Below are 26,973 nucleotides of genomic sequence, written 5' to 3'. Positions count from 1 at the left end.
TCGAGGCAGTTTTTAAAAATATCAACCGTAACGCGAGTTATATCAGCGATTTTCAAAATATATCGCTTTACCGACAATAATCACTAAAACTAGCACCTTATATTAAGAAGAAAAGGCTGTTCCAACATATGGACAGCCTTTTCCTCTATTTCTTTACTTTTCTAACTCGCCCTCTTATTTCTCCTCTTTTTTGTGATTTCGTATGAACATTAACATATACATTTGCTTGAATAATTTCTTGAAGTAAATGTACAAATGATTTCCCTTGTAAAGGTCCCTCAAAATCCTCCACATTCACTACACCAGTAATGCTTCCCTCGTTCAAGCTAATCCCTTGCTCTAGTGGACCATACAAATATAAAACAACAGGACCAATTTGAGTAGACTTCCCTAAATGAATTTGACACGATGTAACCTTTTCTATATTTTTTAGTATTACTCTGTAATGCAATTTCGTTAAATCATCACTAAAAATAAACTCTGCTACCCCAAAAGCTTCTGTATTTACAGGAGGCACTTCCCTCTTACCTGTTAACCTGGCAAAGAAATGTGTTGTCATAAGGCATTCTCCTTATATAAATTTCCCAGCACTACTTCTACTACTTTATGGTTTAGACATAATCATTTATGACTTTTTCAATTTTAATTACAAAGAAAAGATTCACAAAATCTTTACATTGTAATTGTTCCTGTAGATTGAAAGTCTCTTGTATAATGCACATAGAAAAACATTATAGGAGGTTCCATTGAAAACTAACAAATACACTTTTCATACATTATTAGAGATTTTTCTCGTCTCATTTAAATTAGGACTTACTTCATTCGGCGGTCCTGTCGCTCATCTCGGCTATTTCCACCACGAATACGTGCAAAAAAGAAAATGGATGGATGAACGAAGCTATGGAGATTTAGTAGCACTATGTCAATTCCTTCCCGGTCCTGCCAGCAGTCAAGTCGGTATGGGGGTTGGATTATTACGGGGCGGGCTATTAGGAGCTATTATTTCATGGATTGGATTCACTTTACCGTCTGTGCTTGTTTTGGTTTTCTTCGCCTCATTCCTTAATCAGTTCGATCTTGGAAGTGCTGGCTGGATTCATGGACTAAAACTTGTAGCAGTCGCTATTGTCGCTCATGCCATATGGGGAATGGCGCGGAAGTTAACTCCAGATCGCAATCGTGCAACGATTGCGATTGTAACTGCCGCAATCGCCTTATTATGGCCAAGTAGTTGGACACAAGTCACCCTCATCATAATATGTGGCTTTATCGGCTGGTTTTTATATCGCAACCAACCAATTAGCCAATCTCAACATATAAAAGTACCTATTTCAAAAAAGATAGCAGTTTCTTGTCTCGTCTTATTCTTTGGACTATTACTACTGCTACCAATATTAAGACCGTTCTCTTATTACATCGCTTTATTTGATAGTTTCTATCGCTCTGGCGCACTTGTATTTGGAGGAGGACATGTCGTGCTGCCTCTTCTTGAAGGTGAGTTCGTACAAAACGGAATGATGACGAAAGAACAGTTCCTAGCTGGATACGGATTAACACAAGCAGTACCAGGACCACTGTTTACATTCGCCTCTTATATAGGAGCAGTGTTAAACGGGACGCTTGGGGCATTACTCGCAACAATTGCAATTTTCTTCCCTGCTTTCTTACTCGTTATTGGTGTTTTACCATTTTGGAACAGCGTGAGAAAAATATCATTCATACAAGGCGCACTACTTGGAGTCAATGCAGCTGTTGTCGGTATTTTACTAGCAGCTTTTTATGATCCTATTTGGACAAGCACAATTATGAACGCTGTAGATTTTGTTTTTGCATCTCTTCTATTTTGCTTGCTCACTTTTTGGAAAACACCACCTTGGGTTATCGTTATACTCGGGGCATTTGGCGGATATGCTCTATCCATTTTATAAATAAAAAACGACGGCATGATGTAGCCGTCGTTTTTCTATTAAAACTTCACAAGCTCTATTCCTTCTGGTAATTCGCTCTCTGTTAAAATACGCAATTCCTTCACACGATCCATTACGTAAGAAGAACGCTTCACAAGCTCTGGATCAATATAAGCTGGATGAACCATAATTTCTACCGTTTGTTCACCTTGTACTCTTTCTTTTAACTTCACAAAGTAATCTTCCGTCACACCATCCGCATAAAAGTCACTGTAAAACACATCAGAAAATGGGCGCACCGCTCTATCTTCCTCACAACGACGAATCGGAACATTATATGTAGCCGCTAATCTCTCAAGAACATCATGTAAAATCGGTAAACCATGCACATGATGATGACTATCTAAATGAGTTGGTGTTAATCCGTAAGATAGGAATTTCTCAATTTGAGCAGTCCACTCTCTCTCAACTTCTTCTGGATTTATATTTCCTTCCCTTACGACACCTTGTTTATGAAACAATCCATCGCTACTTACAAGTGATGGTACGTCTCCAAGAAGTGGTTCTCCTGCCGTTAATACAAGATGTACTCCTACTCCTAGCGTTTCATACTCTTTGGCTAAGCGTACCGCATGCTCTGTTCCTGGCATATTCATCATCATCGTCGTTGAATTTACAAGTCCGTTTATATGCCCATCAATAATGCCGTAATTTGTACCTTCTGTAAGACCGAAATCATCTGCGTTTACAATTAACTTAATCATCGTAATACCTCCTAATAAAGTGAAACTTTAATCAGTGGGGGGGTTTCTCCCCCCCACTGATTATTAGTTGAACCAATCGGACTTTTATGGGCAGTTGATCCCCCACCTAATTTCTTTGTTTTCGCTGAATTTTGAGGTAGTGGTCTTACTGCCCATTAAAGTGGGATAGAATAAAAAAAGCGGGCTAAATAGCGCCGCTTTTACTTCTCTACCTTTTTGAAGAACTGCGGAAGATATTCTTTATGTGCTTCCAACATTTCATCTAAAATTTGTTTTGCAACTGTATCTGATGGTACAAGTGGGTTAATTGTCATAGCAAGCAGCGCTTTATGATAATCACCTGTAACAGCAGCTTCAATTGTTGTGCGCTCAAATGATTTAATTTGCTGTACTAAACCGCGAACTGGTACTGGAAGATCTCCGACCGCAATTGGTTTTGGACCTTCTTTCGTAATAATACAGTTCACTTCAACAGCAGAATCATCTGGTAAGCTTGCAATTGTTCCATTGTTTCGTGTATTAACAGGCTGGATATCACCTTTATTGTTGTAAATAGACGTAATTAAGCTACATGCTGCGTCACTATAATAAGCGCCGCCACGTTTTTCTAATTGTGGTGGTTTAATATCTAAATTCGGGTCTTTATATAACTCAAATAAATCATTTTCTAATTGTTTTACTACTTCTGCACGTGTACCTTTTTCAACAGAAGCTTCTTTTTCTTCTTCTAACATTTCACGTGTTTTGTAGTAATAACGATGATAAGGACATGGAATTGCACGAAGGCCGCGAATAAAGTCTGGCTCCCAGTTAAGCGCTGCGATATTTTCCATCGTAATTTGCTTTTCCGGATCTGTTACAAGCTCTAACACACGATCCATTACACTTACGCCATCTAAGTATACATCTAGTCCGTATACCATATGATTTAAACCTGCAAAATCAACGTGGACACGACTTGCATCTACTTCAAGTAATCTTGCAAGACCCATGCGGATTCCGATTGGAACGTTACATAGACCAACTACTCTTTGAATATTTGTATAACGAAGGACAGCTTCTGTTACCATACCAGCTGGGTTCGCAAAGTTAATTAGCCATGCATTCGGACAAAGCTCCTCCATATCTTTACAAATATCTAAAATAACAGGAATCGTTCTCAGTGCTTTGAATAAACCACCAGGACCATTCGTTTCCTGACCGATTACATCATATTTTAATGGGATTGCTTCATCTTTTGCACGTGCTTCTAATAAACCAACGCGAAGTTGTGTTGTTACGAAGTCTGCATCTTTTAATGCCTCACGGCGATCAAGTGTTAAATATACCTCGATTGGTAAACCAGATTTTTTCACCATACGTTTCGCTAAGTTACCAACGATTTCTAACTTTTCTTTTCCTGCCTCAATATCTACTAACCAAATTTCACGAACAGGAAGCTCATCATAACGTTTAATAAATCCTTCAATTAACTCTGGTGTATAACTAGATCCACCGCCGATTGTAGCAATTTTAATTCCAGTCATGCTTTATTCCCCTTTCGCTTCAAGCTTTTTATAAAGATCGATAAACTCTGCTGCTAATTCTTTCACTGTAATCGCATTCATTAAATGATCTTGTGCGTGAATTAAAAGAACACTAACCTCTGTTTTTTCTCCTCTTGCTTCTGATTGTATGAGCTCTGTTTGGAAATGATGCGCTTCATTAATCGCTTCTTTCGCCTTTACCATCGCTTCATCTGCTTCTACCATTTTCCCCTGTTTGGCAAATTGAAGTGCCTCCATCGCAAAGCTTCGTGCGTTACCACTATTTAAAATCAATTGGAATGGAATTTGTTCTGCTGTAGTCATCATAATTACCGCCCTCTCTATAAGGTTCAACCGATTTAAATACCCCTTCAGTTTGAACATGTCTATTAAAGTATGAATTTATTAATGATAGTTTAGTGTTCATATAGATGTTTTTCATCTTTTTGAACATGATATAAAGGTAATTGTTCTCACAGGTATCGTTGTCTATGAGAACAATTACTATGTTACATAGGTACAGAGTTGTTATTTTCTTGTGCTGCTTTCTCAGTACGGATAACTGAACGATCGCATGCGACAACGAATGGGAAGTAAATCGCCATTGCAACAACAAAGTTGAATAATTGTAAAATCGCACCAGAAGGATGTAAACCTGTTACAAGATACCCACTAATAATTGGTGGAACGTTCCATGGAACCATCGCTACTGTTTTTGGTACCCATCCTAAGTAAATTGCTGTATAAGATGTAATAACTAACACAACAGGTGTTAATACGAACGGGATGAATAAAATTGGATTTAATACGATTGGTGTACCAAAGATTACTGGTTCGTTAATGTTAAATGCACCAGGTCCAATTGATAGACGAGATACACCGCGTAATTGTGCACTTTTCGCTACAATTAATACAACTACTAAAAACGCTAATGTTGCACCAGAACCACCAAGATATACGAAAGTATCAAAGAATGGTTTTGTAATAATGTTTGGAACATCAAATGCAGATGTACCATCTTGGAATAACTTAATATTTTTCTCTAATGCTGGTAAATAAAGTGGCTCAATAATACCACCAACAATATTTGGACCATGTAAACCGAAGAACCAAAGTACATGTACTAATAACGCAATAAAGATTGCACTTGGTAACGTACCCGCTAAACCTTGTAATGGAACTTGTAATGTATTAAAGATATACTCATGAACACTTGTACCTGCTAGTTTTACTGCTAATTGAATACTTGCAATACCTGTTAAAATCACAAATGCTGGAACTAAAGCAGCGAAAGATTTCATTACTGCTGGTGGTACACCGTCAGGCATTTTAATTGTAATGTTTCTTTGAACAAAGAAGCGGAATATCTCCGTTACGAGTATGGAGACAATAAGTGAAACGAACAACCCCTGTGCGCCTGTCCAAAGCATATTTATTCCAGCTTCTTTTGGTGTTGTTGGTGTAAGAATAATTAATGCACCAAACGAAATAATACCTGCTGACAATCCATCAACACCGTAAGATTTTGCTAAGTTATAACTTATGGTAACCGCCACCATCAGAGCTAATACCCCGAAGGACCCTGTCCACATACCAGCACCAATTTGTGTCCAAGTTTCACCGAATAAATCTTTCATAAAATTTTGGAATGCTGGAATTGGTAAACCATTAACTAGTACTGCCATCGAACCAACTAAAATAAGTGGCATAACTGCAATAAATCCATCTCGGATCGCAGCTAAGTGACGTTGCGATCCGATTTTACCAGCAATCGGAACCATGTACTTCTCCATAAATGCAATAAACTTTTGCATTTTACTTCCCCCCTAATTATTTTTTAAGTGTTAATGCGTGATCTAAAACTGCTTCTCCATTCATCATGCCGTAGTGCATTGGATTGATAACGTCGATTCCAACGTTTCTCTCGTCAGCAAGCGTTTTCATTGAAGAGAGCATGTAACGAACTTGTGGTCCTAGTAATAATACATCTGCTTGATCGATATTCGTTTTTACTGCATCCCCAGATACAGCCCAAATCTTGCCTTCTAGACCGCGAGCTTTTGCAGCCGCTTCCATTTTTGTAACTAGTAAACTTGTAGACATCCCTGCTGAGCAACATAATAAAATATTCATTTGAAAATCCCCCTTGTGTAGTATAAAAAATTTATGTTTTATTTATTTTTCTTTACGCTATTTATTAATGCAATTAGCGTGCCAACTTTTTAAAACCACTAAAATCAGCACTTTTTCGACTGTTTTCTTTGTGTGTTAACGCTTTCAATTAGTGTGTTACTCAAAAAACACACAGTGTGTTATAAAACAACACGCTTTTAACACATAACTGTATGAAAATAGATTAGTGTTTAGTTGTCTAGTTATGCTTAACATAAAAAAACACTAAAAAAATCTTTCATCGTAGAATCTAGTAAAAAAACAACATGCTCTTGAACACACTCTTCTATCTATTGTCCAAGCAAATTCTACTAGATTACATAGAATAGAGTAAAATAACACAATTCGAAAGGAGATTCCTATGCCAAAACATAGAAAACAAAGCAAAATAAAGATTTATAGAATAAAAAGCTATAAAAAAGACAAGCGTTCTGAAGTAGACTCTGACAAATTTGAACTAGAACAGCAGGACAAGCACGATACACAAGACAAACAAGATGAACAGGATAAACAAGTACAATCAGAAAATGTAATTATAGTACCCACAGATTCACACAACTTAGATGTGTGGGATGAAATTTCTCTAAAGGAAATACAAGCTGGTGAACATACAAATTTATTTAAAGAAAAGAGTAATTATCAAAATATTAATTTAGTCCAAGTAAACGATATTCGCTTATACTTGGACAAGCAACTACAATTCAGCTCCGTCGATGAGCAAATTTATCATGAAGCACTTGTACATCCAATTATGTCAAAAGTAATTGATCCAAAACGTGTTCTCATATTAGGCGGTGGCGATGGTCTTGCCCTGCGAGAAGTTTTAAAATATGAAACTGTACTACATGTAGACCTTGTTGACTTAGATGGATCGATGATTGATATGGCTCGTAATGTTCCAGAATTAGTTTCTTTAAACAAAAGTGCATTTTTTGATAATCGTGTAAATACACACGTATGCGATGCAAAAGAGTTTTTAAGCTCTCCTTCCTCTTTATACGATGTAATCATTATTGATTTCCCAGACCCAGCGACAGAGTTGTTAAGTACTTTATATACAAGCGAACTTTTTGCTTGTATAGCTACATTCTTAACAGAAGATGGCGCATTCGTCTGCCAATCTAATTCACCTGCTGATGCACCTCTAGTATACTGGAGCATCGGTAATACAATTGAACATGCTGGACTAACTGTGAAAAGTTATCATACAATCGTTCCTTCTTTTGGAACTGACTGGGGATTTCATATCGCTGCTAATTCTGCCTATGTACTAGATCAAATTGAACAATTATATGTAGTACCAACTCCTCGAACCTTGCCTGCTCTTCTTTTCCCTTTATTTCAATTTAAAGAAGAACATCTAGAACAACGCAACCTCGCTCTTTTAAATTCAGAATCGAACCTTATCCTACATCAATGCTACAAACAGGAAATGAAGTTTTGACGATATTATAGTAAGGAGTGTTGCCTATGGAATATTCTACTTTTGGCAAGCATATAATAGTAGATTTATGGGGAGTAGATTTTTCTCTACTAGATGATACGCACTTTTTAGAATATCATTTAGTTACAGCTGCAGATTGCTCTGGTGCCCATGTTTTAAACGTAAGTAAAAAAGAATTCCAGCCATATGGTGTTACTGTATTAGTGTTATTATCAGAAAGCCATCTTTCCATTCACACTTACCCGGAACAAAATTTTGCAGCTATTGACTGTTATACTTGCGGTACAACCGTTGAACCACAAATTGCGATTGATTATATCGTAAATATATTAAAACCGGAGCGGATGCATATAAAAAGATTAATTCGTGGTATAGGAGAAATTGTTACTGCCGATTAATTATAACCCTTACTCATCCGGAAAAAGGATGATTGTAAATACCATCAGTGGGATGAACATTCCACTGATGGTACAGGCATATACATAAAGTGAAACTTTAATTAGTGGGGGTTTTGTTCATCTCCCACTAATTATTAGTTGAACCAATCGGGCCTTTACGGACAGTTAAGCTCCCTCCTAACTTCCTTGCTCCAGCCACATTTTGAGGTGGGAGTTTTACTGCCCGTTAATGCGGGATAAAAAAACCTTGCATAAGCAAGGTTCATTCATCCACCGACATCTTCCTATATAACTCTACAAACTCACTTGCTAATTCTTTCACTGTAATTGCATTCATTAAATGATCTTGCGCGTGTACCATTAAAAGAGTAACTTCGGTCTTTTCGCCACCAGCCTCTTTCTGTATAAGCTCCGTTTGTACACGGTGCGCCTCTTTTAATTCCTCTAGCGCTTCTTGTAATTTAGCTTCTGCTTCTGTAAACTCCCCACGCTTCGCACAATCAATTGCTTCCATTGAACAACTTCTCGCGTTTCCTCCATGCAAAATTAAATGAAAAGCTTTCGTCTCTATCGTATCCATTTTACTTCTTTACTCCCCCTTTTCTTCTGCTACTTTTTGTTTATCCCATATTTTTAAGAACGGTAAATAAATGAAGAATGCAAGCGCAAAGTTGACGAGTTGTAAAACAACACCTGAAATTTTCCCACCCGATCCTAAATATCCACTGAAAAGAATAGGTGTCGTCCAAGGTACAGCCGCCCCACTCGGACGTGCGACCCATCCCCATTCCATTGCAAAGTAAGAAACAATTGTTAACACAACTGGAACCAATATAAATGGAATTAATAAAATTGGGTTCATTACAATTGGCATACCAAAAGTTACCATCTCATTAATATTAAATATACCAGGCGCGATTGACAATCTCCCTAAACTTTTTAATTGTTGACTTCGTGCAAATAGTAACATTCCGACAACTAGAGCCAGCGTTGCACCAGAACCGCCCATATAAATCCATAAGTCAAAAAACTGTGCCGTAATGGTATTTGGTACATCTTGCCCAGCTTGAAAAGCAACTCGATTTTGATCCATTAACGACAACCAAACAGGGCTCATTACACCACCAACAATAGTAGCACCATGAATTCCACACGACCAAAGAACATGAACGAGAATAACTGCTATTATTGCGCCCCAAAGACTAGCACCAAGTACACTAAGTGGTTCCTGTAAAATTTGTCCTACAATATTATGGATACTGCCAAAAGAAGTATTTTCTATAATTAAGCGTAAAATCCAAATAACTGTTACAACAATAAAACCTGGAACAAGTGCCGCAAATGAACGCGTGACAGCTGGTGGAACTGTCTCTGGCATCTTTATAATTATCTTTTTTTGTACAATAAACCGATAAAGTTCAGTAGATATAAGTGCAATAATCATTGCTACAAATAACCCTTGGCTTCCCATTAATGCAGCTGGGATAGCGCCTTCTACAAGTACACTCTCTTTTGTACTTGGTATAATATATGCAACTTGAAATGGAGTCGCAAGTAAAAACGTCACAAGCGACAATGCCCCGGATGCTAAAGCATCCACTTTATAATACTCGCCAAGCCTGTAAGCGATTCCAAAAACAGCTATTAAAGCCATTATATTAAAAGTTGCACTAACTGGATACCCTAAAGCTCTCTGCCAATTCTCACCAAACAAACCTGCCATAAACTCGTTATATCCCGGTATCGGCAGTGCACTAATAATGAGGAAAAACGATCCAATAATTAAGAAAGGCATCGTTAAAATAATTCCATCTCGAATTGCTTGTAAATGCCTCTGCTCTGCAACCTTCCCTGCCACCGGCATCACATACTTCTCTAAAAACCGTATCATCTATCCCACTCTCCTCATGGTTTCATTGACAAAGCTGCTTGCAAGATAGCTTCTCCATTACAAAGTCCGTAATGGACGGATTGAATAACATCAACAGGTACCCCTTTCTCCTTACATAATTCTTTCATTTTCGGTAATAAATAACGTACTTGCGGTCCAAGTAAAAGGACATCAGCTTTATCAATATGACTATTCACTTCAGAACCTGATACTGCCCAGATTTTCACTTCTATCCCTCTTGCCTCTGCTGCTTTCTCCATCTTTGTAACAATTAAACTGGAAGACATTCCCGCTGCACAGCAAAGCAAAATATTCATTCCGCTTCCCTCCCCCTTTTTCTAAACCTAAGTTATGGTGCATCCCTTGCCACCACTAGGTTACAAATATATATGTCTAGATTTCCTGCTGTATGCCGAGCTTAAAAACAAAAATTTCTTGGTTTTCACGCTATTCCATTTATCCGTATTCTCCTAGTAAAGAGGACTCTAACTCGCTATAATGATTCAGTATGATTTTTTAATTGATAGGAGGATATATTTATGAAGGCATATCGCTTTCCACTTATTTTATTATCTTCTATCCTAATTGGTGGTTTCATTGGTTATTTCATGGGTGCCGATGCAGTTGCTTTAAAGCCGCTTGGTGATATTTTCTTAAACTTAATGTTTACGATTGTTGTACCTCTAGTGTTCTTTAGCATCGCATCGTCTATTGCTAATATGGATGGATTAAAACGTTTCGGTAAAATTATGTCTAGTATGGCTGGGACTTTCTTATTTACAAGTATTTTAGCTGCTATTTTTATGATTATTGTCGTGAAAGTATTCCCGCCAGCACAAGGTGTTGTACTAGAACTAACACAACCTGACAAAGCCGGCAAAGCTGTTAGTGTTGCAGATCAAATCGTCGGTATTTTAACAGTATCTGACTTCTCGAAGTTACTATCTCGTGAAAATATGTTAGCTCTTATTTTCTTCTCTATCTTAATGGGGATTGCAACTTCAGCAGTTGGCGAAAAAGGAAAGCCATTCGCTACATTCCTACAAGCTGGTGCAGAAATTTCAATGAAAGTTGTATCTTTCATTATGTACTACGCTCCAATCGGACTTGCTGCTTACTTCGCAGCATTAGTTGGTGAATTCGGACCACAACTTCTTGGAACTTACTTCCGAGCAGCAATGGTATACTATCCAGCTTCTCTTATCTACTTCTTTGTATTCTTCACGTTCTATGCATACCTTGCAGGTCGCAAACAAGGTGTACAAGTATTTTGGAAGAACATGGTCTCTCCTACAGTTACATCACTTGCAACTTGTAGTAGTGCCGCAAGTATTCCAGCGAACTTAGAAGCAACGAAGAAAATGGGTATTTCTTCAGACGTTCGTGAAACAGTTGTCCTTCTTGGATCTACACTTCATAAAGATGGATCTGTTTTAGGCGGCGTATTAAAAATTGCTTTCTTATTCGGTATTTTCAACATGGAATTCGAAGGACCGAAAACATTAGCAATCGCACTTGTTGTTTCTTTATTAGTAGGAACAGTAATGGGTGCTATTCCAGGCGGTGGTATGATTGGTGAAATGTTAATCGTATCTCTATACGGTTTCCCGCCAGAAGCATTGCCAATTATTGCAGCAATTAGTACAATCATTGATCCACCTGCAACGATGTTAAACGTAACAGCAGATAACGCTTGTGCGGTAATGACAGCTCGCCTTGTAGAAGGTAAGAATTGGATCAAAAACAAATTTGCTTAATAGATAGAAAGAGGATGCTCGTTTAGAGCATCCTCTTTTTGTCGTTATTTGTTAATAAGTTGATATCTCCTCTCGCCACAAATTTGTTACAATCTTCACAAATATTCCACATCCATTATCCATTCTCCGTACTATAATCATGTATGGAAAAGGAGATGGAAATAATGACTCAAAGCGCACCAGAATTTAAAGTTTTGCAAAGCATTGCATTTCTCGCTGTTGTTTTGCAAAGTTCCTTATTATATACAATGAATCAAGGAAATGTCTTACTTGAGCAATCTCTCATTATGGGCATGCTATTCAACCTTGCAAAATTCTCAGCACCAGCATTCATATTTATCGTTGGATTTCACTTAATTCGGCACTATACGAAGCAATTAGTATATAAAGAATATATTTCTGAAAAAGCGACACACTTACTCATTCCTTATTTCTTTTGGTCTATTCTTTACCTATTAACAACAAACGATCTTATTACATTACAAAGTGGAATAAAAAGTTTATTACTCGGAACAGCCGCGCCCCATCTTTGGTACGTTATTATGATGTTCCAAATTCACTTATTGTTCCCTTTACTATGCACACTTTTTTATTGGTTTCAAAAACGAACAGAAAATAAAAAAGACATATATAAATATATGACCTTTTTCGCGTGCCTATATTTTCTATTAATGTGGTTCTCTTCTCACTATATTTTTAATGGAGAAAAATTAACAAGTTCAACAATTTTACATTATACAGATCGATCATTTCTATTCTACTCATTCTATTTCGTTATGGGTGGCATTGCCGCTGTAGCACTAAAAACTTGGCGTCTATTCGTCATGAAACATATCCCGCTTATAACAATATTATTTTTCATCTTATTTTTATTCATCAATTATGAGTTGTTTAGTTTTTACGGAGCAAACTCTATTCATTTAACTGTTTCTACCTATTTAAAACCATCTATGTTTTTATATATCGTATGCGAAATTATCATACTGTATGTGTTATCTATTATGATAGTACAGCGTCGTGGTTTCTTATATAAAACGTTACGTTTCATTGGAAATTACACGTATGGTGCTTATTTAGCTCACTTATTCTTCTTGCAACTATGCACAAAGTTTCTTTCTTTATTCACACTGCAAGAAAATACTATATTATATAGCCTATTACTATTTGTGTTAACGGCTATTATCTCTATTTCAACAATGGTCATTTGTAGCACAATACCATTTCATACTTGGATTACAGGGCCTTCTCCTACAACAAAGATGAAATGGACGAAGGTTGTATTCCGAAAAAATCATAAAAAACTATTCAAGCCATATATTTGATATAATGATACGCATATAAAAAGAAAGCGAGAGACACCTATGATTAATCAAGTTGGACAAATTATGCTATATGTAAATAACCAAGACGAAACAGTACAATTTTGGACAGAAAAAGTAGGGTTCCAAATCATTGCGGAAGAAAATAACGGAAACGGATTCCGCTGGATTGAAATTGCGCCGGCGAAAGAAGCAGGAACAAGCATCGTCCTTCACGATAAAGCGTTAATCGCGAAGATGCAACCTGAATTAAACTTAGGTACTCCTTCACTTATGTTCTTCTCTAATAACTTAGATCAACTGTATAAAGATCTTTCAGAGAAAAATGTCACAGTTGGACAGGTTGTAGATTTACCTACTGGTAGAGCATTCAACTTTGCTGATAATGAAAATAATTACTTTGCAGTAATGGAACGTAAATAAAAAATAAGCTATCCGAAAAAATCGGATAGCTTATTTCATTTTAAGAAACTTGTTCTGCATTCGTTTCTTTATGCTGTATATGGCTCGTGATCCAAGCAATTCCACCGACAACAACGAGATAACATAACAATATTAAAATTTGCATTTGTAATTGCGACCAATCTCCTAAAGAGATAACATCTTGTAATCCTCTAAGAGAATGGGACATTGGGAGAAACTGTCCAATTTTGCTAAGCACAGCTATGTTTAATTCTCCTGGGAAAGTACCTCCACTCGTCGCTAATTGCAGGACAAGAAGCGTTACCGCTAAGAACTTTCCAACAAGACCAAATACTGTTACTAACATAAGAATAAATGTCATGAACGTAAAGGAAATAACAATACTTGATAAAACAAAGAGTGGCACACTGGCAACTTCTAGTTTCATAACACCTAGCACAACTACATCTACGAGTAGCGCTTGAATAAGTCCAATTAAATATACCAATCCTAATTTATTAATAAAATGTACCGTTCCGCTTACCTTCATATTTTGTCTGCGGCCAAGAGGTAAAATATTCGATGCCATAATTCCGCCAACATAAAATGCAAGTGATAAGAAATATGGTGCAATGCCTGAACCGTAGTTAGGAACGTCAGAAACTGTTGACTTCACTAACTGAACTGGCTCTGAGAACATCGTATTGCGTGCATCATCATTACGGACATCCGCTATCTTCTCTGCGCCCTCTCCCAATTTCGTAGAAAGTTCTTTCGCACCATCATCAAGTTTAACAAGTCCATTTGTTAATTTACTAGCACCGTTATTCAGCTCCGTTCCACCACTCGCAAGCTGATTTACACCTTCTTGTACTGTTGTAAATCCATTTCCCCACTTCGTAAATCCATCAGCTAAATTCGATGCACCATCTGCTACCTTTTTCGTTCCAGCAGTAGCTTCATTTAACTTAACTCCGAATGTATTCATGCCTTCTTCAATCTTATGTTGACCCTCAGTAAGCTTCTTCGCACCTTGTGTCAATTGTTGTTGGCTATTATTTAAAGTACTTGTTGCTTTAGCTAGTCCATTAGACGTAGCAACAATTTTTTGAAAAGCGGGATCTTGCTGCACTTCTGGATGATTTTTCACGTACTCTTCTAATTGTTGTTTTACACTATTAGCTGCACCATCCGCTTTTACTTGGCCTTCAGCAAGCTTCTCACTTCCACTCACCCATTCATTTGTACCAGCACTTAATTCACTAACTCCTGATTGTAACGTTTTTTCACCTTGTGCTAATAACTCCATACCACTATGAAGTGATGTCACTCCTTGACTCAGCTCATTTGCCCCCCCGGTTAAAGCAGATTGACTGGATGCAAGCTTTTCACTTCCCTCTTTCAATTTCGATGTCCCATCACTTAAACGATCAATACCATCCGCAAGCTGATTCGCTCCATTTTTTGCATCGGTCGTTCCTTCATGTAACTTCTCAGCCCCATTACTTGCATCACTCAATCCTTGTGCCAAATCTTGAAACTTTGAAAAGACACCCTCTGTATAAGATTTCGTAATACTATTTGAGATTTTTGTTTTCATATTTTCAACAGCTGTCGTTCCAATTTGAGCTGCTACAAAGTTTTTACCTGGATTTACTTTGTACTGTAACTTTGCTGGCTCTGGTTTCTCATCCATAAGTGTACTTACCTTTTTAGAGAAATTCTCTGGAATCGTAACAACCATATAATATTTATCTTCTTTTAACCCTTCATCAGCATTTTTTTCTGATACGAAATGAAAAGCCAGTTCCTTATTCTCTTTTAAATTTTTAACAAAATCGTCTCCTGCATGAATTGTTTTTTCATCCATCACAGCACCCTTATCTAAATTCACAACTGCAACAGGTAATTTATCTAATTTTCCGTACGGATCCCAATATCCAGCCAAGAAGAATCCTGAATAAATTAACGGAACGATTAATAAAAAAATTAAAGCGATACGTCCATGTTTATGGTGCCACATCGCTTTCCAATCTTTAAATATAAGTTGAATTCCTTTCATGAAACATACTCCTTCTCCTAATTTCACACCATTACAATGGTTTAACAGATTTACTATACACGTCACTTTCCATACTGTATAATACATCTTTAATTATCAATTCATTCCTTTTGGTCTATAGAAAGGAGATTCGAAATGGAACTGCTCCAGTTAAAATACTTTCAGACAGTTGCACGACTAGAACATATGACAAAGGCAGCTGAAGAATTGCATATCGCGCAACCTTCACTCAGCAAAACAATCGCTAGACTCGAAAAGGATTTAGGCGTCCCTTTATTTGATCGCCAAGGCCGACAGATTACTTTAAATTCTTTCGGAAAAGTATTTTTAAAACGGGTAGAACGTATTTTTCATGAATTAAGTGAAGGGGAACGAGAAATTAAAGATTTAGCCGAATTACAACAAGGCTCTATTACAATGGCCGTTTCTATTCCAAGAATATTACCAGAACTACTAGGTTCTTTTTTACGAGAACATCCTAATGTTCGATTCCAGCAATTTCTTGCGTCTACTCCTTCTATGAAACGACAACTGGAAAATATGGAAATTGACTTTTGTCTTTCCTCTGTACCAGTTGAAGGAGAAGAAATTATTTGGGAACCACTTATTACAGAAGAAATTTTCTTAGTCGTTCCTTCAGGCCATCGGTTATCAAACCGCGAAAGTATCCACCTGCATGAAGTAAAAGACGAACCGTTTATTAGTATGAATACTGGCTATGGATTTCGGCACTTAACGGATGAATTTTGTAAAGAAGCTGGTTTCACTCCGCATATTGCTTTTGAAGTAGATGAACCGACAGTGATTAGCGACCTCATTAAGCAAGGTCTCGGCATCGCTTTTGTTCCAAATTTAACTTTATTAAAAAACTCTACTTTAGCAGCAAACAAGTTGCGTATTATTGAACCCGCTTGTAAGCGAACCATCGGATTAAGTTGGTCAAAAAAGCGATACTTATCAAAAACAGCTCAGCAATTCCGTGAATTCGTGATTGACTACTTCTCTAATATTAGGACGCAAAATTATATCAACCAATAAAAGGTGCCACCCTCATATGGTGGCACCTTTTATTGGTCACTCTTTTTTAATTCCATTTCAGCTAAAAGTGGTAGTACATTATCAAAAATATGCGTATTATTATTTTCACCTGTTACATATCCACCATAATATCTACTAAATACGTTGTCATTTCGGAATGTGGACATATGATCATACAATTCCTTCGCAAACTTTGTATCACCTGTTTGTAGTACGTACAAAATCGTTAGTCCATACGCGGCTGGCGATTCATAATTCACAGTTTGTTTTCCCGTTTCTAAATTGTAACGACCGTATAGCTTTCCATCCTCCTGGAATCTCTTCTTTATAAATTCCAAATAAGCAGCTGATGAAAGACCACCTAAACTTCGATGATATGCAACGTATGATTGGTCAATAAGATTCACTTCTTTATCGTACTTAAATGTACCATCTTCTTTATATTCTTTTGGGAATGCCCAGCCATGCCTTGGATAATCCGCTAAAAATTGAACAATTTCCTGATATTGCTGAGCAGAAACTTTACCGTACTTCTTCATATAAGAGAATGCACGCGGATTTATGTATGATGTTGTTACAAAATTATTTTGTTTCCCTGCATCTGCATCATAATAATCAACATAATAATTATCTTTTTTATTATAACGAAGTACAGCATCACTTAATTGATCGGCAAGGTTTTTATAACGCTCTTCCTTATACATTTCATAAGCACGATATAATTGTTCTATAATACGAAGATCATCTATAAGTGCATTTGTAGCTGACTGCCTCTCTCCCTTTTCAGAGAGTTTCCATAAAACGATATGATTCTTATATACGAAATTATCTTGAATAACCTTTACTTGCTCATCAAATAACGCCTGGTCATCTTTATCAAGTGTATATTGTAACCATAATCCCGCCGATTCTGATAAAGCTTCACGTCCCTTCGCTTCACCCGTACCTGCCTTAGTATCTACTAAACGATACGTGGCAAGCGTTCCATTTTCATTCACCATATGTCTTAAAATAAAATTTTCTGTACGGTTTCCTTGTAAAGCTGACCAAAATACAATTCCACCTAGAGCGATTAAGAAGATAACTCCAATCCCTATATATAAACGTTTCCGCAATCTTTTCACCTCCCTAGTAAGGCTAACCTTAATTTTATCAGAACATACATAAATTTAAAAAAGACAATCTATTAGATTGTCTCCCCCATTTCTATCCCCCACAAACCTCTTTAGAAGGTTTATATAGCGATTGTACAAGTCGATCATATTCACGACGTGTAATTTCTTTATTATATAGCTTCAATAATAAATCTCTATGCTCTTTTGAAAATGCCATCTTTTTAATGACTTCAGGATACATAAAACACCCTCTCCATTTCACATAAACTTCTTTTTCGAAAACAGAACTTATGTTCGCATAAAAGATTATAAAAGATTCCTGCGCAAAAAACAAACAAAATATAAGCAACTACTTATTTCTTTCTATTCAAAATATTACAACATTATATTATCATATTCACTTTTTAAATACATATATATTTTTGGTAGTTTTTTTGAATAAATCTTCCAATTCAATCAGAAAATAATGGCAAAAAAGAAGAGGAGTTTACATATGGATACGGTAACATTAGCAAGAGCATTTTTTGGTTCTTCATTAGCATTCCACATTATCTTTGCAACACTTGGCGTTGGACTTTCATTGATGATTTTTATAAGCGAAATACTCTATCACTGGAAGAAAGACTCCGACTATGCCATTATGGCGAAAAGATGGACAAAGGCGTTTGCTATTCTTCTCGGTGTAGCAATTCCAACTGGAACAATTGTCGGTGTGCAAATCTCACTTCTTTGGCCTGGTTTTGCCAAAATTGTTGGGCAAGTTATTTCTGTTCCCTTCCAAATTGAGATTTTTGCCTTCTTTTTGGAGGCTTTATTCATGTCGATTTACGTATATGCAGCCGATAAACTTCCTCCATTTATGAGATTAATCTCGCTATTTTTCGTCATGCTTGGTGCCACGGCATCCGCCGTTCTTATTACATCAGCAAATACATGGATGAATACACCAGCAGGATTTTCAATGAATCCAGATGGATCTGTTTTTAACGTTGATCCTTGGAAAGCTTTCTTTAATCCGAGTTTTGGCACAAGTGCATTCCATGTCGTTATTACGGCTTATGCAACTGGTGCGGCTGTCATTGCTTCTATCGCTGGATTTAAATTATTGAAGAAAAATTTAAATACACGTGAAATTGCTTATCATAAAAAGGGGCTACTATTAGGGCTTGTCGTGACATTTATTACAGGCGCTACGATGTGGCTTTCAGGGCACGAATCGGCAATCGCCCTACATAAACACTCACCTGAAAAACTTGCATCTGCTGAAGCTTTATTTGAAACGACATCACACGCACCGCTATCCATTGGCGGGATTGTGGATCCTAATACGCTTGAACTAAACTATGCACTTGAAATTCCAAACATGCTTAGCTTATTAGTGGGACTAGACCCTAGCACTGTCGTAAAAGGTCTAAATGAATTCCCACAAGAAACATGGCCACCATTTTATACACATACACTGTTCAACTTAATGGTCGGCACTGCTGCGTTTACCTTTGCAGTTGCAGCAATTGCTCTCTTATATTGGTACTTCGTTTACCGAAAAAAGGGGACAGAACTACCGAAGTGGCTACTTTGGGGGGCTGCCGCATGCGGACCAATTATGATGCTCGGTATTGAATTCGGATGGATTTTCAGTTGTAGCGGTCGTCAGCCATGGACAATTTATGGTATGCAACGTACAGTCGATGCTTCTACTCGCGCTGATTTCGTCGGTCCTTTATTTGTTTTATTCATCATTTTATATATTGGACTCGCTATTTTAACAGTCTTTGTTCTACGGACATTCTTTAGAAGACATCCATTAAAGAATGATTTACAACACCAAGGAGGCGATTCTCGTGCATGAGGAAAGTATTGCAATCATCATCTTATGGGCCCTTATTTTCGTATACAGTATATTAGGGTCCATCGATTTTGGAGCTGGTTTTTGGGGCATGGTATACGCAAAACATCCAACGCTCGCTGCCAAACTTGCCAATCGGTACTTATCACCAACTTGGGAAGTAACAAATACGTTTCTCGTTTTCGTCGTTGTCGCATTTCTCGGCTTCTTTCCGAAAGCGGCCTTTACTCTTGCAACCGTTATGTTCGTACCAGTTATGTTAATTTTAGTACTCGTTGCAGTACGTAGTACATTTATGGTATTTGCTTACTCCTTGCCAAAATATCAGTACCTTCTTCGGGTTATTTCAGGTATTACTGGTCTCTTAATTCCAGCACTATTAATTACCGTTTTACCCGTTACAGAGGGAGCGTATATTACAATGTCTGAAGGAAGAGAAGTACTCCTGTATGGAAAACTTCTTTCTAGCCCGGTTATCTATTGTTATATGCTCTTCGGACTAACGTCTGAACTATTTCTCTCCTCTCTCTTTCTTGCTGATTTTGCGAGAGAGCAAGGTTCAGAAGATGCATACAAACTTTATAGAAGGAATGCCATCATACTTGGCCCTGCAACACTTGTTACGGCGATTATCGCTCTCGTTGTAATGGATCCAGAAACACATTGGCTTATGCAAGGATTAATAAAGCAATTCCCATGGTTTACAGTTTCTATTGTTCTATTCGTTATCGGATACTCGTCCCTTTGGTGGACAAACAAGAAGTATAACACACTAGGATTCCCTCGCATTGCTGTTTTAGCTGTCGTCGCTCAATATGCATTTGCAAGCTATGCTTACGGGGTCGCGCATTTACCGTATATTATTTACCCTGACGTAACTGTATTTACAAGCTTTACAACGAAAGAAACGTTCTATGCACTGCTCATTCTATACGCAATTGGGATTGCAATTTTATTACCAGGATTTATTTTCTTCTGGAATTTATTCTTGAAGGATCGTACTTTTTTGAAGGAAAAATAATATAGCCTTGGAGTCTGTTCCAAAAGGTATTTTGGGATAGACTCCTCTTATTATATTTTGTCGTTAAGTCGATATATTTTAAAAATTTCCGATATAAATCTCATTTCCTACCTTACTGCCCAATCGATTTATAGGCTCCTATCACAATAGTTATTTCACTACTAGTGACACTTGTCCTTTAGCATGAAAAACACATATTCGCTTCATCTCGTTATACGTCTAGTTCTTCTTATTTTTTGCTGAATATACTACCAATATAAACTTGAGACAAGCTACATCTGTTTAAGGGAAAATAGAAAGGTAGGCAAAATATGAGCATTGAAATATGGATTACTATTATTGTATTCTTCTTAACAATGATTGTTATCTTTTGGCGGCCTCGAGGTTTAAATGAGGCATGGCCAGCAGCGGTCGGCGCTGGTATTATCCTCTTTACAGGAATCGTATCAAAACCAGACGTCATAGATATTGTTAGTAAAATAGGAGGAGCCTCCATAACAATATTAGCGACCATTGTTATGGCAGTTATATTAGAAAGCTTCGGCTTCTTCCATTGGTCCGCAGCGAAACTAGCAAATTTAGCAAAAGGGTCCGGTCACCGTTTATACTGGTATATTCAATTACTATGTTTTCTTATGACTCTTTTATTTAATAACGACGGCAGTATTTTAATTACAACTCCAATTTTAATTCTTCTTCTAAAAAACCTTCAATTAAAACCACATCAACAAATTCCTTATTTATTAAGTGGCGCTTTAATCGCTACTGCGTCTAGTGCACCAATTGGTGTAAGTAATATCGTAAACTTAATTGCATTAAATATCGTTAATATGACTCTTTATATGCATACTGCTATGATGTTTGTACCTGCAACATTAGGCTTATTATTTATGTCATGGCTCATGTATACAGTTTTGAAGAAAAAACTTCCGAAAAAATTACCTGTTTCTTCATATGATATTGAAGAAATTTTTTTCACGAAAAACTTCCATCCACTAAAAGGAAATAATTCTGTTGATACGAAACAAAAACGGACAAGATTCATGTTAAAAGTATTAGGTTTTGTCTTCCTTATGCGCTGTCTTCTATTCGTTGCATCCTTCTTATCCATACCAATTGAAATCGTTGCGGTACTCGGTTCACTCGTTCTTCTCATTTGGAGATGGTACTACTTACGAACAAATCCTGTCGACATTTTGAAAAAGACACCGTGGCACATTTTAATTTTCGCCTTCTCTATGTACGTCATTATTTACGGACTCCACAACGCAGGATTAACAGCTGCACTTGTACAATGGCTCGAGCCAGTTGTGAATCAGCATCTACTCTATGCTAGCTTTGCGATGGGCGGACTTGTATCCATCCTCTCTAACGTCTTCAATAACCATCCTGCCCTTATGATTGGTACGATCACATTAACAGAAATGGGACTAGATCCAGTCACATTAAAAACAATCTATCTCGCAAACATCATTGGTAGTGACATCGGTTCACTATTACTACCAATTGGTACGCTAGCTTCACTCATTTGGATGTATATTCTGAAACAAAACAAAATTAAAGTAAAATGGAAAGACTATTTAAGTGTATCCCTTATCGTTATCCCGCTCACAACAGTCGTCACACTATTCCTCTTATTCTACTGGGTACACCTCTTCTTTGCCTTATAAAGTGAAACTTTAATCAGTGGGGGTTTTGTTCATCCCCCACTGATTATTAGCCCTAACCAATCGGGCTTTTACGGGCAGCCCGACCCCGACCTAACTTCTTTGCTTCCGCTGAATTTTGAGGTGGGGGTCTTACTGCCCACAAATAGCGGGATAAACAACAGAATCCCCATTTGCTACCGTCTTAGCAAATGGGGATTCTTCTATAATAAAGTTAGGTACTACAGTGTGATCAATCAAGTAAAGAGGTGTAACGTGTTATTGATATAAATGACTACCAGCTTCTTTAAATTCTTCTGCTTTCTCTTTCATTCCTTTTTCAATTGCTTCTGTCGTTTCTAAATCATTTTCTTTTGCATATTCACGAATATCATGTGAAATTCTCATACTACAAAACTTCGGTCCACACATTGAACAGAAGTGAGCTGTCTTTGCCCCTTCTGCAGGCAACGTTTCATCGTGATATTCCATCGCACGTTCAGGATCTAAAGATAGATTAAATTGATCGCGCCAACGGAATTCGAAGCGTGCTTTTGAAAGTGCATCATCACGCTGATGAGCCGTTTTATGTCCTTTCGCAAGATCAGCCGCATGCGCTGCAATTTTGTACGTAATAACACCCGTGCGTACATCATCTTTATTCGGTAAACCTAAATGTTCTTTCGGCGTTACATAACAAAGCATCGCCGTTCCAAACCAACCGATCATCGCAGCTCCAATCGCCGATGTAATATGGTCATAACCTGGTGCAATATCTGTCGTTAGTGGCCCAAGTGTGTAAAACGGCGCGCCCTGACAAATATCAAGCTCTTTCTCCATATTTTCTTTAATTAAGTGCATCGGTACGTGTCCAGGTCCTTCGATCATAACTTGCACATCATGTTTCCAAGCAATTTTGGTTAATTCACCAAGTGTTTCAAGCTCAGAAAACTGTGCTTCATCATTTGCATCTGCAATAGACCCTGGACGTAATCCATCTCCAAGAGAGAACGAAACATCGTACTGTTTCATAATTTCACAAATCTCTTCAAAATGAGTATATAGGAAGTTTTCTTTATGATGGAATAAACACCACTGCGCCATAATCGAACCACCGCGTGAAACGATACCTGTCGTACGCTTTGCCGTGATTGGAATGTAACGAAGCAATACACCAGCGTGAATCGTAAAGTAATCAACGCCTTGCTCCGCCTGCTCAATTAACGTATCACGATATACTTCCCACGTTAAATCTTCTGCAATTCCGTTTACTTTTTCCAGCGCTTGATAGATCGGTACAGTTCCAACTGGTACAGGCGCGTTACGAATAATCCACTCACGCGTCGTATGAATATTTTTACCTGTAGATAAATCCATAATTGTATCTGCACCCCAGCGAGTAGCCCACGTCATCTTCTCTACTTCTTCTGCAATAGAAGAAGATACAGCAGAGTTTCCGATATTTGCATTGACCTTCACATGGAAGTTACGCCCGATAATCATCGGTTCAGCTTCTGGATGATTAATATTCGCTGGTAAAATAGCGCGGCCTTCTGCGATTTCCTTACGAACAAACTCCGGCTCTACCCCTTCACGAATCGCAACGTATTCCATCTCAGACGTAATAATGCCATTACGCGCATAGTGCATTTGCGTAACATTTGCACCTTGCTTTGCTCTAAGCGGCTTACGATCCATTTGCGGGAAAACAGGTGTATGTTTCGAAGCCACTTTCACACCGTCATCCTCTGGTTTTACTTCACGCCCTTCGTATGCTTCTACATCACCACGCCCCATAATCCAGGAGTGGCGCGGCGTTGGAATGCCTTTTTCCAGCTCGACCTTATACGCAGGATCTGTATAAGGACCGCTCGTATCATACACACGGATTGGTGGATTTGGGACGCCATTCGTTTCGCTTTGTTCAATCTCACGCATCGGCACTTTCATACCTTCTCGTGGTCCATCCACATATACTTTCTTACTCCCTGGTAAACTCGATTTCAATTCAATTTGCTCAGCTGAAACAGATTGTTTCATAAATTTTGTTGCCCCCCTGTTCGTGACAAGGACAAGATATGGCCAGCGCATGCCAAAATAAAAAGAGCCAGGTCCATAAAAAAATAAGGACCTGGCTCATAAAGACATCATTATGTAAAGCCGTTAACTTCCCTACGCTGGTACGAGCCAGATCAGGTCCAAAGGGTTAAGAAGTTCACGCGCTTCTCTCTCAGCCTACGCATACGTTAGGCACCCCTAGTTTATCACTGATTTAATTTTCAATACTTTCCCATCATACACTATAATCTGAAAAATTCAAAGTTTATTTCTTTTGTTTTTTATGGAATCATCCACGTTAAATAATATGCCTGTACATACGTCATAATACCAACAATAATTACGAAGAATAAACTATGCTTCACTGTAAAACGGAACAAATCCGATTCTTTTCCAGCAAGACCAACTGCTGCGCAAGCGATGGCAATCGACTGCGGGGAAATCATTTTACCTGTTACACCGCCTGTTGTATTTGCTGCAACGAGAAGCACTTCAGATACGCCGACTTGCTGCGCTGTAATGGCTTGTAAATTCGAGAACAGTGCATTCGCAGACGTATCAGACCCTGTTAGGAATACGCCAATCCAGCCTAAGAATGGTGAGAAGAACGGGAATAGTCCGCCTGTTCCAGCTAATGCTAACGCTAACGTAGAAGATAGGCCAGAATAGTTTGCGATAAATGCAAACCCTAGTACAAATCCGATAGATAGAATTGGCATTTTTAATTCGTTTAACGTTTCTTTAAATGTCACTACTGCATCTTTTACATTCATTTTCAAAATAAACATGGAAATGATACAAGCAATTAAAATCGCTGTTCCAGTTGCCGATAATACATCAAACTTTAGAATTGCCTCGTAAGGCGTTGGTTTATTTACAATTGGCTCTGCTTTCATTACTAGATTATGCAGACCTGGAATTTCAAACTTAAATACAAGACTTTCTAAAGCCCCTCCTGGAGCAAATAATGCCTTAAAGAAATTTTGGCTCCAAATGACTACCATAACCGTTAATACGATAAATGGGGACCATGCCTTCACTACTTTTCCAAACGTTAATTTCGGCATCGATGCTGCTGTCGTTGTTGCTGCTACCTCATTATTTGCTTGCCCGGATTGATAAATTTCTTTCGGCTGCCAAACTTTTAAGAACAGTGCTAAACTCACTAAACTTACAAGTGCTGACGTAATATCCGGAAGTTCCGGTCCTAAGAACGTCGCTGTAATGAACTGCGTAATCGCAAATGAACTACCTGCTACAAGTAACGCAGGCCACGTTTGTCTTACCCCTTTAAATCCATCCATTAAAAATACGATAAAGAATGGAACAAATAATGATAGGAACGGTAATTGATGCCCAGCCATTTGTCCAATTTTATGTGGATCAATACCTGTTACTTGTCCAGCAACTGTAATCGGAATTCCCATCGCTCCGAACGCCACTGGTGCAGTATTTGCAATTAAACAAAGACCTGCTGCGTATAAAGGATTTAACCCAAGACCAGCAAGAAGCGCTGCTGTAATCGCTACTGGCGCTCCAAACCCTGCCGCTCCTTCTAAAAATGCTCCGAATGAAAATCCAATTAAAATAACGAGTAAACGATGATCGTTCGTAATCGATAATACCGATGCACGAATCACATCGAATTGACCTGTTTTTACAGAAATTTTATATAAAAATACCGACATAATGATAATCCAAGCAATTGGCCATAACCCGTACAAAAAACCGTACCCGGTTGCTGCCATTGCCATCGTGAACGGCATTTTATAAGCGAATAATGCTACTAAAACTGTAAGTACAACTGTAATAAATCCTGCCACATACCCCTTCATGCGAAAAACCGCTAAAGCTAAGAAAAAAAAGATAATCGGAATAAGTGCTACCGCTGCTGAAATCCAAATATTACCGAACGGATCATAAACTTGTGTCCATGTGTTCATTGTCCTCTCCCCCTAAAGAATCCCCTTTTAAATAAATACAATCTTATCAATAGACTATCAGGTCATCATACCTTTAAGCCTAAAAATAAAAAACGTTTAAGAAAACGCTTTCAACAACTTCCATTTATACTGTACCATAACAATTTCCATTAAAAAAGATTTTTTTGAAAATTTTATCATTTAACAAAAAAATCTTACAAAATCGTCATGTTCTTGTAATGTTCATCGATAGAAAGCTTACCTAAATTATTGCATAATAATAGTATAACAACAGACATTATTCATGAGGTGATATATATGAACGGAAATAAAATATTAGCTGCGTTATCATACTTTAGTGTACTATTTGCCCCTATCTTATTCCCCATTATCGTTTGGATTGTAGGAGACGCTGAAACAAAGCCACACGCAAAACGTGCTCTATGGACACACATCATTCCAAGTATCGCTACATTTATCGGCTTAACCATTTTAGGAATTATGGGCATAGGATCTGACCAACCAGATGTAACACTTGGAATTGGAGCAATGATTGTCTTAGCTATTTGCGGAATCATCAGCTTATACTACTTCATCTGGAACATTGTAAAAGGAATTAAAGTACTGAAAGCTTAATTTTAAACAAACGTTTGTTTAAAAAAGGACCCTTGCAAATTGCAAGGGT

25 protein-coding genes and 1 riboswitch are annotated in these 26,973 nt (G+C 37.7%); of the genes, 11 read left to right on the top strand and 14 right to left on the bottom strand.

The window, feature by feature from the left end; genetic code table 11:
- Nucleotides 1-145: 145 nt before the first annotated feature.
- Nucleotides 146-559, bottom strand: a complete 414-nt coding sequence (gene exsM, locus DN403_RS05040) for an exosporium regulatory protein ExsM (protein ID WP_000207046.1) — start codon at nucleotides 557-559, stop codon at nucleotides 146-148.
- Nucleotides 560-746: 187 nt separating this feature from the next.
- Here exsM and DN403_RS05035 point away from each other — a divergent pair, with 187 nt between their 5' ends.
- Nucleotides 747-1,928 (top strand): chromate transporter, encoded by a 1,182-nt coding sequence (locus DN403_RS05035; protein ID WP_149185325.1) that lies wholly within the window; start codon nucleotides 747-749, stop codon nucleotides 1,926-1,928.
- A gap of 38 nt (nucleotides 1,929-1,966) precedes the next feature.
- Here the strand turns inward: DN403_RS05035 and chbG are convergent, their stop codons facing one another.
- From chbG to DN403_RS05010, 5 genes are all read right to left on the bottom strand, one after another.
- Nucleotides 1,967-2,671: a chitin disaccharide deacetylase gene (gene chbG, locus DN403_RS05030; RefSeq protein WP_000593462.1), complete on the bottom strand. Its 705-nt coding sequence runs from the start codon at nucleotides 2,669-2,671 to the stop codon at nucleotides 1,967-1,969.
- Between the two features lie 200 nt (nucleotides 2,672-2,871).
- On the bottom strand, nucleotides 2,872-4,197 hold the full coding sequence (gene celF, locus DN403_RS05025; protein WP_149185324.1) for a 6-phospho-beta-glucosidase: 1,326 nt from the start codon (nucleotides 4,195-4,197) through the stop codon (nucleotides 2,872-2,874).
- Nucleotides 4,198-4,200: 3 nt separating this feature from the next.
- Nucleotides 4,201-4,524, bottom strand: coding sequence for a PTS lactose/cellobiose transporter subunit IIA (locus DN403_RS05020; RefSeq protein ID WP_000989059.1), 324 nt, complete (start codon nucleotides 4,522-4,524; stop codon nucleotides 4,201-4,203).
- Nucleotides 4,525-4,706: 182 nt separating this feature from the next.
- On the bottom strand, nucleotides 4,707-6,011 hold the full coding sequence (celB, locus tag DN403_RS05015; protein WP_001168857.1) for a PTS cellobiose transporter subunit IIC: 1,305 nt from the start codon (nucleotides 6,009-6,011) through the stop codon (nucleotides 4,707-4,709).
- Nucleotides 6,012-6,027: 16 nt separating this feature from the next.
- Entirely contained in the window at nucleotides 6,028-6,330 is a 303-nt protein-coding gene (locus tag DN403_RS05010) for a PTS sugar transporter subunit IIB (RefSeq protein ID WP_001023569.1), read from the bottom strand.
- 400 nt (nucleotides 6,331-6,730) lie between these two features.
- On the opposite strand from DN403_RS05010, the gene DN403_RS05005 reads away from it, so the two are divergent.
- Nucleotides 6,731-7,813, top strand: coding sequence for a polyamine aminopropyltransferase (locus tag DN403_RS05005; RefSeq protein ID WP_001123949.1), 1,083 nt, complete (start codon nucleotides 6,731-6,733; stop codon nucleotides 7,811-7,813).
- 26 nt (nucleotides 7,814-7,839) lie between these two features.
- The gene (speD, locus tag DN403_RS05000) at nucleotides 7,840-8,211 is read left to right on the top strand and encodes an adenosylmethionine decarboxylase (protein ID WP_000456838.1); all 372 of its coding nucleotides are present in this window, start codon (nucleotides 7,840-7,842) and stop codon (nucleotides 8,209-8,211) included.
- A 262-nt stretch (nucleotides 8,212-8,473) separates the two neighbouring features.
- Here the strand turns inward: speD and DN403_RS04995 are convergent, their stop codons facing one another.
- The 3 genes from DN403_RS04995 to DN403_RS04985 are packed head-to-tail and all read right to left on the bottom strand — an operon-like array spanning nucleotide 8,474 to nucleotide 10,419.
- Complete coding sequence (locus DN403_RS04995; protein ID WP_000379645.1) at nucleotides 8,474-8,791, bottom strand: PTS sugar transporter subunit IIA; 318 nt, start codon at nucleotides 8,789-8,791, stop codon at nucleotides 8,474-8,476.
- Nucleotides 8,792-8,800: 9 nt separating this feature from the next.
- Nucleotides 8,801-10,102, bottom strand: a complete 1,302-nt coding sequence (gene celB / locus DN403_RS04990; protein ID WP_000617788.1) for a PTS cellobiose transporter subunit IIC — start codon at nucleotides 10,100-10,102, stop codon at nucleotides 8,801-8,803.
- A gap of 14 nt (nucleotides 10,103-10,116) precedes the next feature.
- Entirely contained in the window at nucleotides 10,117-10,419 is a 303-nt protein-coding gene (locus DN403_RS04985; RefSeq protein ID WP_001023546.1) for a PTS sugar transporter subunit IIB, read from the bottom strand.
- Between the two features lie 222 nt (nucleotides 10,420-10,641).
- On the opposite strand from DN403_RS04985, the gene DN403_RS04980 reads away from it, so the two are divergent.
- The 3 genes from DN403_RS04980 (at nucleotide 10,642) to DN403_RS04970 (ending at nucleotide 13,601) form a co-directional block, all read left to right on the top strand.
- Nucleotides 10,642-11,859, top strand: a complete 1,218-nt coding sequence (locus DN403_RS04980) for a dicarboxylate/amino acid:cation symporter (RefSeq protein WP_000649376.1) — start codon at nucleotides 10,642-10,644, stop codon at nucleotides 11,857-11,859.
- Nucleotides 11,860-12,023: 164 nt separating this feature from the next.
- The gene (locus tag DN403_RS04975; protein ID WP_000194340.1) at nucleotides 12,024-13,181 is read left to right on the top strand and encodes an acyltransferase; all 1,158 of its coding nucleotides are present in this window, start codon (nucleotides 12,024-12,026) and stop codon (nucleotides 13,179-13,181) included.
- A 39-nt stretch (nucleotides 13,182-13,220) separates the two neighbouring features.
- A complete protein-coding gene (locus DN403_RS04970; protein ID WP_000610158.1) occupies nucleotides 13,221-13,601 on the top strand; it encodes a VOC family protein in 381 nt (126 codons plus the stop codon).
- A gap of 40 nt (nucleotides 13,602-13,641) precedes the next feature.
- Here DN403_RS04970 and DN403_RS04965 read toward each other — a convergent pair whose 3' ends face one another.
- Nucleotides 13,642-15,642 carry a YhgE/Pip family protein gene (locus DN403_RS04965; protein ID WP_000676323.1) on the bottom strand — a complete coding sequence of 667 codons (2,001 nt, stop codon included), beginning with the start codon at nucleotides 15,640-15,642 and terminating at the stop codon, nucleotides 13,642-13,644.
- A gap of 135 nt (nucleotides 15,643-15,777) precedes the next feature.
- On the opposite strand from DN403_RS04965, the gene DN403_RS04960 reads away from it, so the two are divergent.
- Nucleotides 15,778-16,680, top strand: a complete 903-nt coding sequence (locus tag DN403_RS04960; RefSeq protein WP_098437047.1) for a LysR family transcriptional regulator — start codon at nucleotides 15,778-15,780, stop codon at nucleotides 16,678-16,680.
- Nucleotides 16,681-16,709: 29 nt separating this feature from the next.
- Here DN403_RS04960 and DN403_RS04955 read toward each other — a convergent pair whose 3' ends face one another.
- A complete protein-coding gene (locus DN403_RS04955) occupies nucleotides 16,710-17,795 on the bottom strand; it encodes a hypothetical protein (protein ID WP_001231674.1) in 1,086 nt (361 codons plus the stop codon).
- Between the two features lie 91 nt (nucleotides 17,796-17,886).
- Entirely contained in the window at nucleotides 17,887-18,036 is a 150-nt protein-coding gene (locus DN403_RS31025) for a hypothetical protein (RefSeq protein WP_000283180.1), read from the bottom strand.
- Nucleotides 18,037-18,288: 252 nt separating this feature from the next.
- On the opposite strand from DN403_RS31025, the gene cydA reads away from it, so the two are divergent.
- The 3 genes from cydA (at nucleotide 18,289) to DN403_RS04940 (ending at nucleotide 22,332) form a co-directional block, all read left to right on the top strand.
- Entirely contained in the window at nucleotides 18,289-19,644 is a 1,356-nt protein-coding gene (gene cydA, locus DN403_RS04950; RefSeq protein ID WP_106081668.1) for a cytochrome ubiquinol oxidase subunit I, read from the top strand.
- The gene (locus DN403_RS04945; RefSeq protein WP_000544189.1) at nucleotides 19,637-20,662 is read left to right on the top strand and encodes a cytochrome d ubiquinol oxidase subunit II; all 1,026 of its coding nucleotides are present in this window, start codon (nucleotides 19,637-19,639) and stop codon (nucleotides 20,660-20,662) included. Before cydA ends, DN403_RS04945 begins: the two co-directional genes overlap by 8 nt.
- 311 nt (nucleotides 20,663-20,973) lie before the next feature.
- Nucleotides 20,974-22,332 (top strand): arsenic transporter, encoded by a 1,359-nt coding sequence (locus DN403_RS04940; protein WP_000021145.1) that lies wholly within the window; start codon nucleotides 20,974-20,976, stop codon nucleotides 22,330-22,332.
- Between the two features lie 255 nt (nucleotides 22,333-22,587).
- On the opposite strand, the gene thiC is transcribed toward DN403_RS04940, so the two are convergent.
- Together thiC and lldP are read right to left on the bottom strand one after the other, a co-directional pair.
- Nucleotides 22,588-24,348 carry a phosphomethylpyrimidine synthase ThiC gene (gene thiC / locus DN403_RS04935; protein WP_000814477.1) on the bottom strand — a complete coding sequence of 587 codons (1,761 nt, stop codon included), beginning with the start codon at nucleotides 24,346-24,348 and terminating at the stop codon, nucleotides 22,588-22,590.
- A 112-nt stretch (nucleotides 24,349-24,460) separates the two neighbouring features.
- A riboswitch (TPP riboswitch) is annotated at nucleotides 24,461-24,576 on the bottom strand.
- A gap of 71 nt (nucleotides 24,577-24,647) precedes the next feature.
- Nucleotides 24,648-26,309 carry an L-lactate permease gene (gene lldP / locus DN403_RS04930; RefSeq protein WP_001099345.1) on the bottom strand — a complete coding sequence of 554 codons (1,662 nt, stop codon included), beginning with the start codon at nucleotides 26,307-26,309 and terminating at the stop codon, nucleotides 24,648-24,650.
- A 297-nt stretch (nucleotides 26,310-26,606) separates the two neighbouring features.
- On the opposite strand from lldP, the gene DN403_RS04925 reads away from it, so the two are divergent.
- A complete protein-coding gene (locus DN403_RS04925; RefSeq protein ID WP_001014091.1) occupies nucleotides 26,607-26,924 on the top strand; it encodes a magnetosome magnetite crystal formation protein family in 318 nt (105 codons plus the stop codon).
- The last annotated feature ends 49 nt before the right edge of the window (nucleotides 26,925-26,973 follow it).

The organism is Bacillus sp. AY2-1 (assembly GCF_008368965.1).
GTDB classification, from domain to species: Bacteria; Bacillota; Bacilli; order Bacillales; family Bacillaceae_G; genus Bacillus_A; species Bacillus_A thuringiensis_S.
Note: the sequence above shows the minus strand (reverse complement) of the source record. Positions and strands in the feature narration are given on the sequence as shown.

Bases quoted from the DNA above. Each gene is read 5' to 3' on its own strand.
- exsM (WP_000207046.1), bottom strand. From the start codon at position 559: ATGACAACACATTTCTTTGCCAGGTTAACAGGTAAGAGGGAAGTGCCT.
- chbG (WP_000593462.1), bottom strand. From the start codon at position 2,671: ATGATTAAGTTAATTGTAAACGCAGATGATTTCGGTCTTACAGAAGGT.
- celF (WP_149185324.1), bottom strand. From the start codon at position 4,197: ATGACTGGAATTAAAATTGCTACAATCGGCGGTGGATCTAGTTATACA.
- DN403_RS05020 (WP_000989059.1), bottom strand. From the start codon at position 4,524: ATGATGACTACAGCAGAACAAATTCCATTCCAATTGATTTTAAATAGT.
- celB (WP_001168857.1), bottom strand. From the start codon at position 6,011: ATGCAAAAGTTTATTGCATTTATGGAGAAGTACATGGTTCCGATTGCT.
- DN403_RS05010 (WP_001023569.1), bottom strand. From the start codon at position 6,330: ATGAATATTTTATTATGTTGCTCAGCAGGGATGTCTACAAGTTTACTA.
- DN403_RS05005 (WP_001123949.1), top strand. From the start codon at position 6,731: ATGCCAAAACATAGAAAACAAAGCAAAATAAAGATTTATAGAATAAAA.
- speD (WP_000456838.1), top strand. From the start codon at position 7,840: ATGGAATATTCTACTTTTGGCAAGCATATAATAGTAGATTTATGGGGA.
- DN403_RS04995 (WP_000379645.1), bottom strand. From the start codon at position 8,791: ATGGATACGATAGAGACGAAAGCTTTTCATTTAATTTTGCATGGAGGA.
- celB (WP_000617788.1), bottom strand. From the start codon at position 10,102: ATGATACGGTTTTTAGAGAAGTATGTGATGCCGGTGGCAGGGAAGGTT.
- DN403_RS04985 (WP_001023546.1), bottom strand. From the start codon at position 10,419: ATGAATATTTTGCTTTGCTGTGCAGCGGGAATGTCTTCCAGTTTAATT.
- DN403_RS04980 (WP_000649376.1), top strand. From the start codon at position 10,642: ATGAAGGCATATCGCTTTCCACTTATTTTATTATCTTCTATCCTAATT.
- DN403_RS04975 (WP_000194340.1), top strand. From the start codon at position 12,024: ATGACTCAAAGCGCACCAGAATTTAAAGTTTTGCAAAGCATTGCATTT.
- DN403_RS04970 (WP_000610158.1), top strand. From the start codon at position 13,221: ATGATTAATCAAGTTGGACAAATTATGCTATATGTAAATAACCAAGAC.
- DN403_RS04965 (WP_000676323.1), bottom strand. From the start codon at position 15,642: ATGAAAGGAATTCAACTTATATTTAAAGATTGGAAAGCGATGTGGCAC.
- DN403_RS04960 (WP_098437047.1), top strand. From the start codon at position 15,778: ATGGAACTGCTCCAGTTAAAATACTTTCAGACAGTTGCACGACTAGAA.
- DN403_RS31025 (WP_000283180.1), bottom strand. From the start codon at position 18,036: ATGTATCCTGAAGTCATTAAAAAGATGGCATTTTCAAAAGAGCATAGA.
- cydA (WP_106081668.1), top strand. From the start codon at position 18,289: ATGGATACGGTAACATTAGCAAGAGCATTTTTTGGTTCTTCATTAGCA.
- DN403_RS04940 (WP_000021145.1), top strand. From the start codon at position 20,974: ATGAGCATTGAAATATGGATTACTATTATTGTATTCTTCTTAACAATG.
- thiC (WP_000814477.1), bottom strand. From the start codon at position 24,348: ATGAAACAATCTGTTTCAGCTGAGCAAATTGAATTGAAATCGAGTTTA.
- lldP (WP_001099345.1), bottom strand. From the start codon at position 26,309: ATGAACACATGGACACAAGTTTATGATCCGTTCGGTAATATTTGGATT.
- DN403_RS04925 (WP_001014091.1), top strand. From the start codon at position 26,607: ATGAACGGAAATAAAATATTAGCTGCGTTATCATACTTTAGTGTACTA.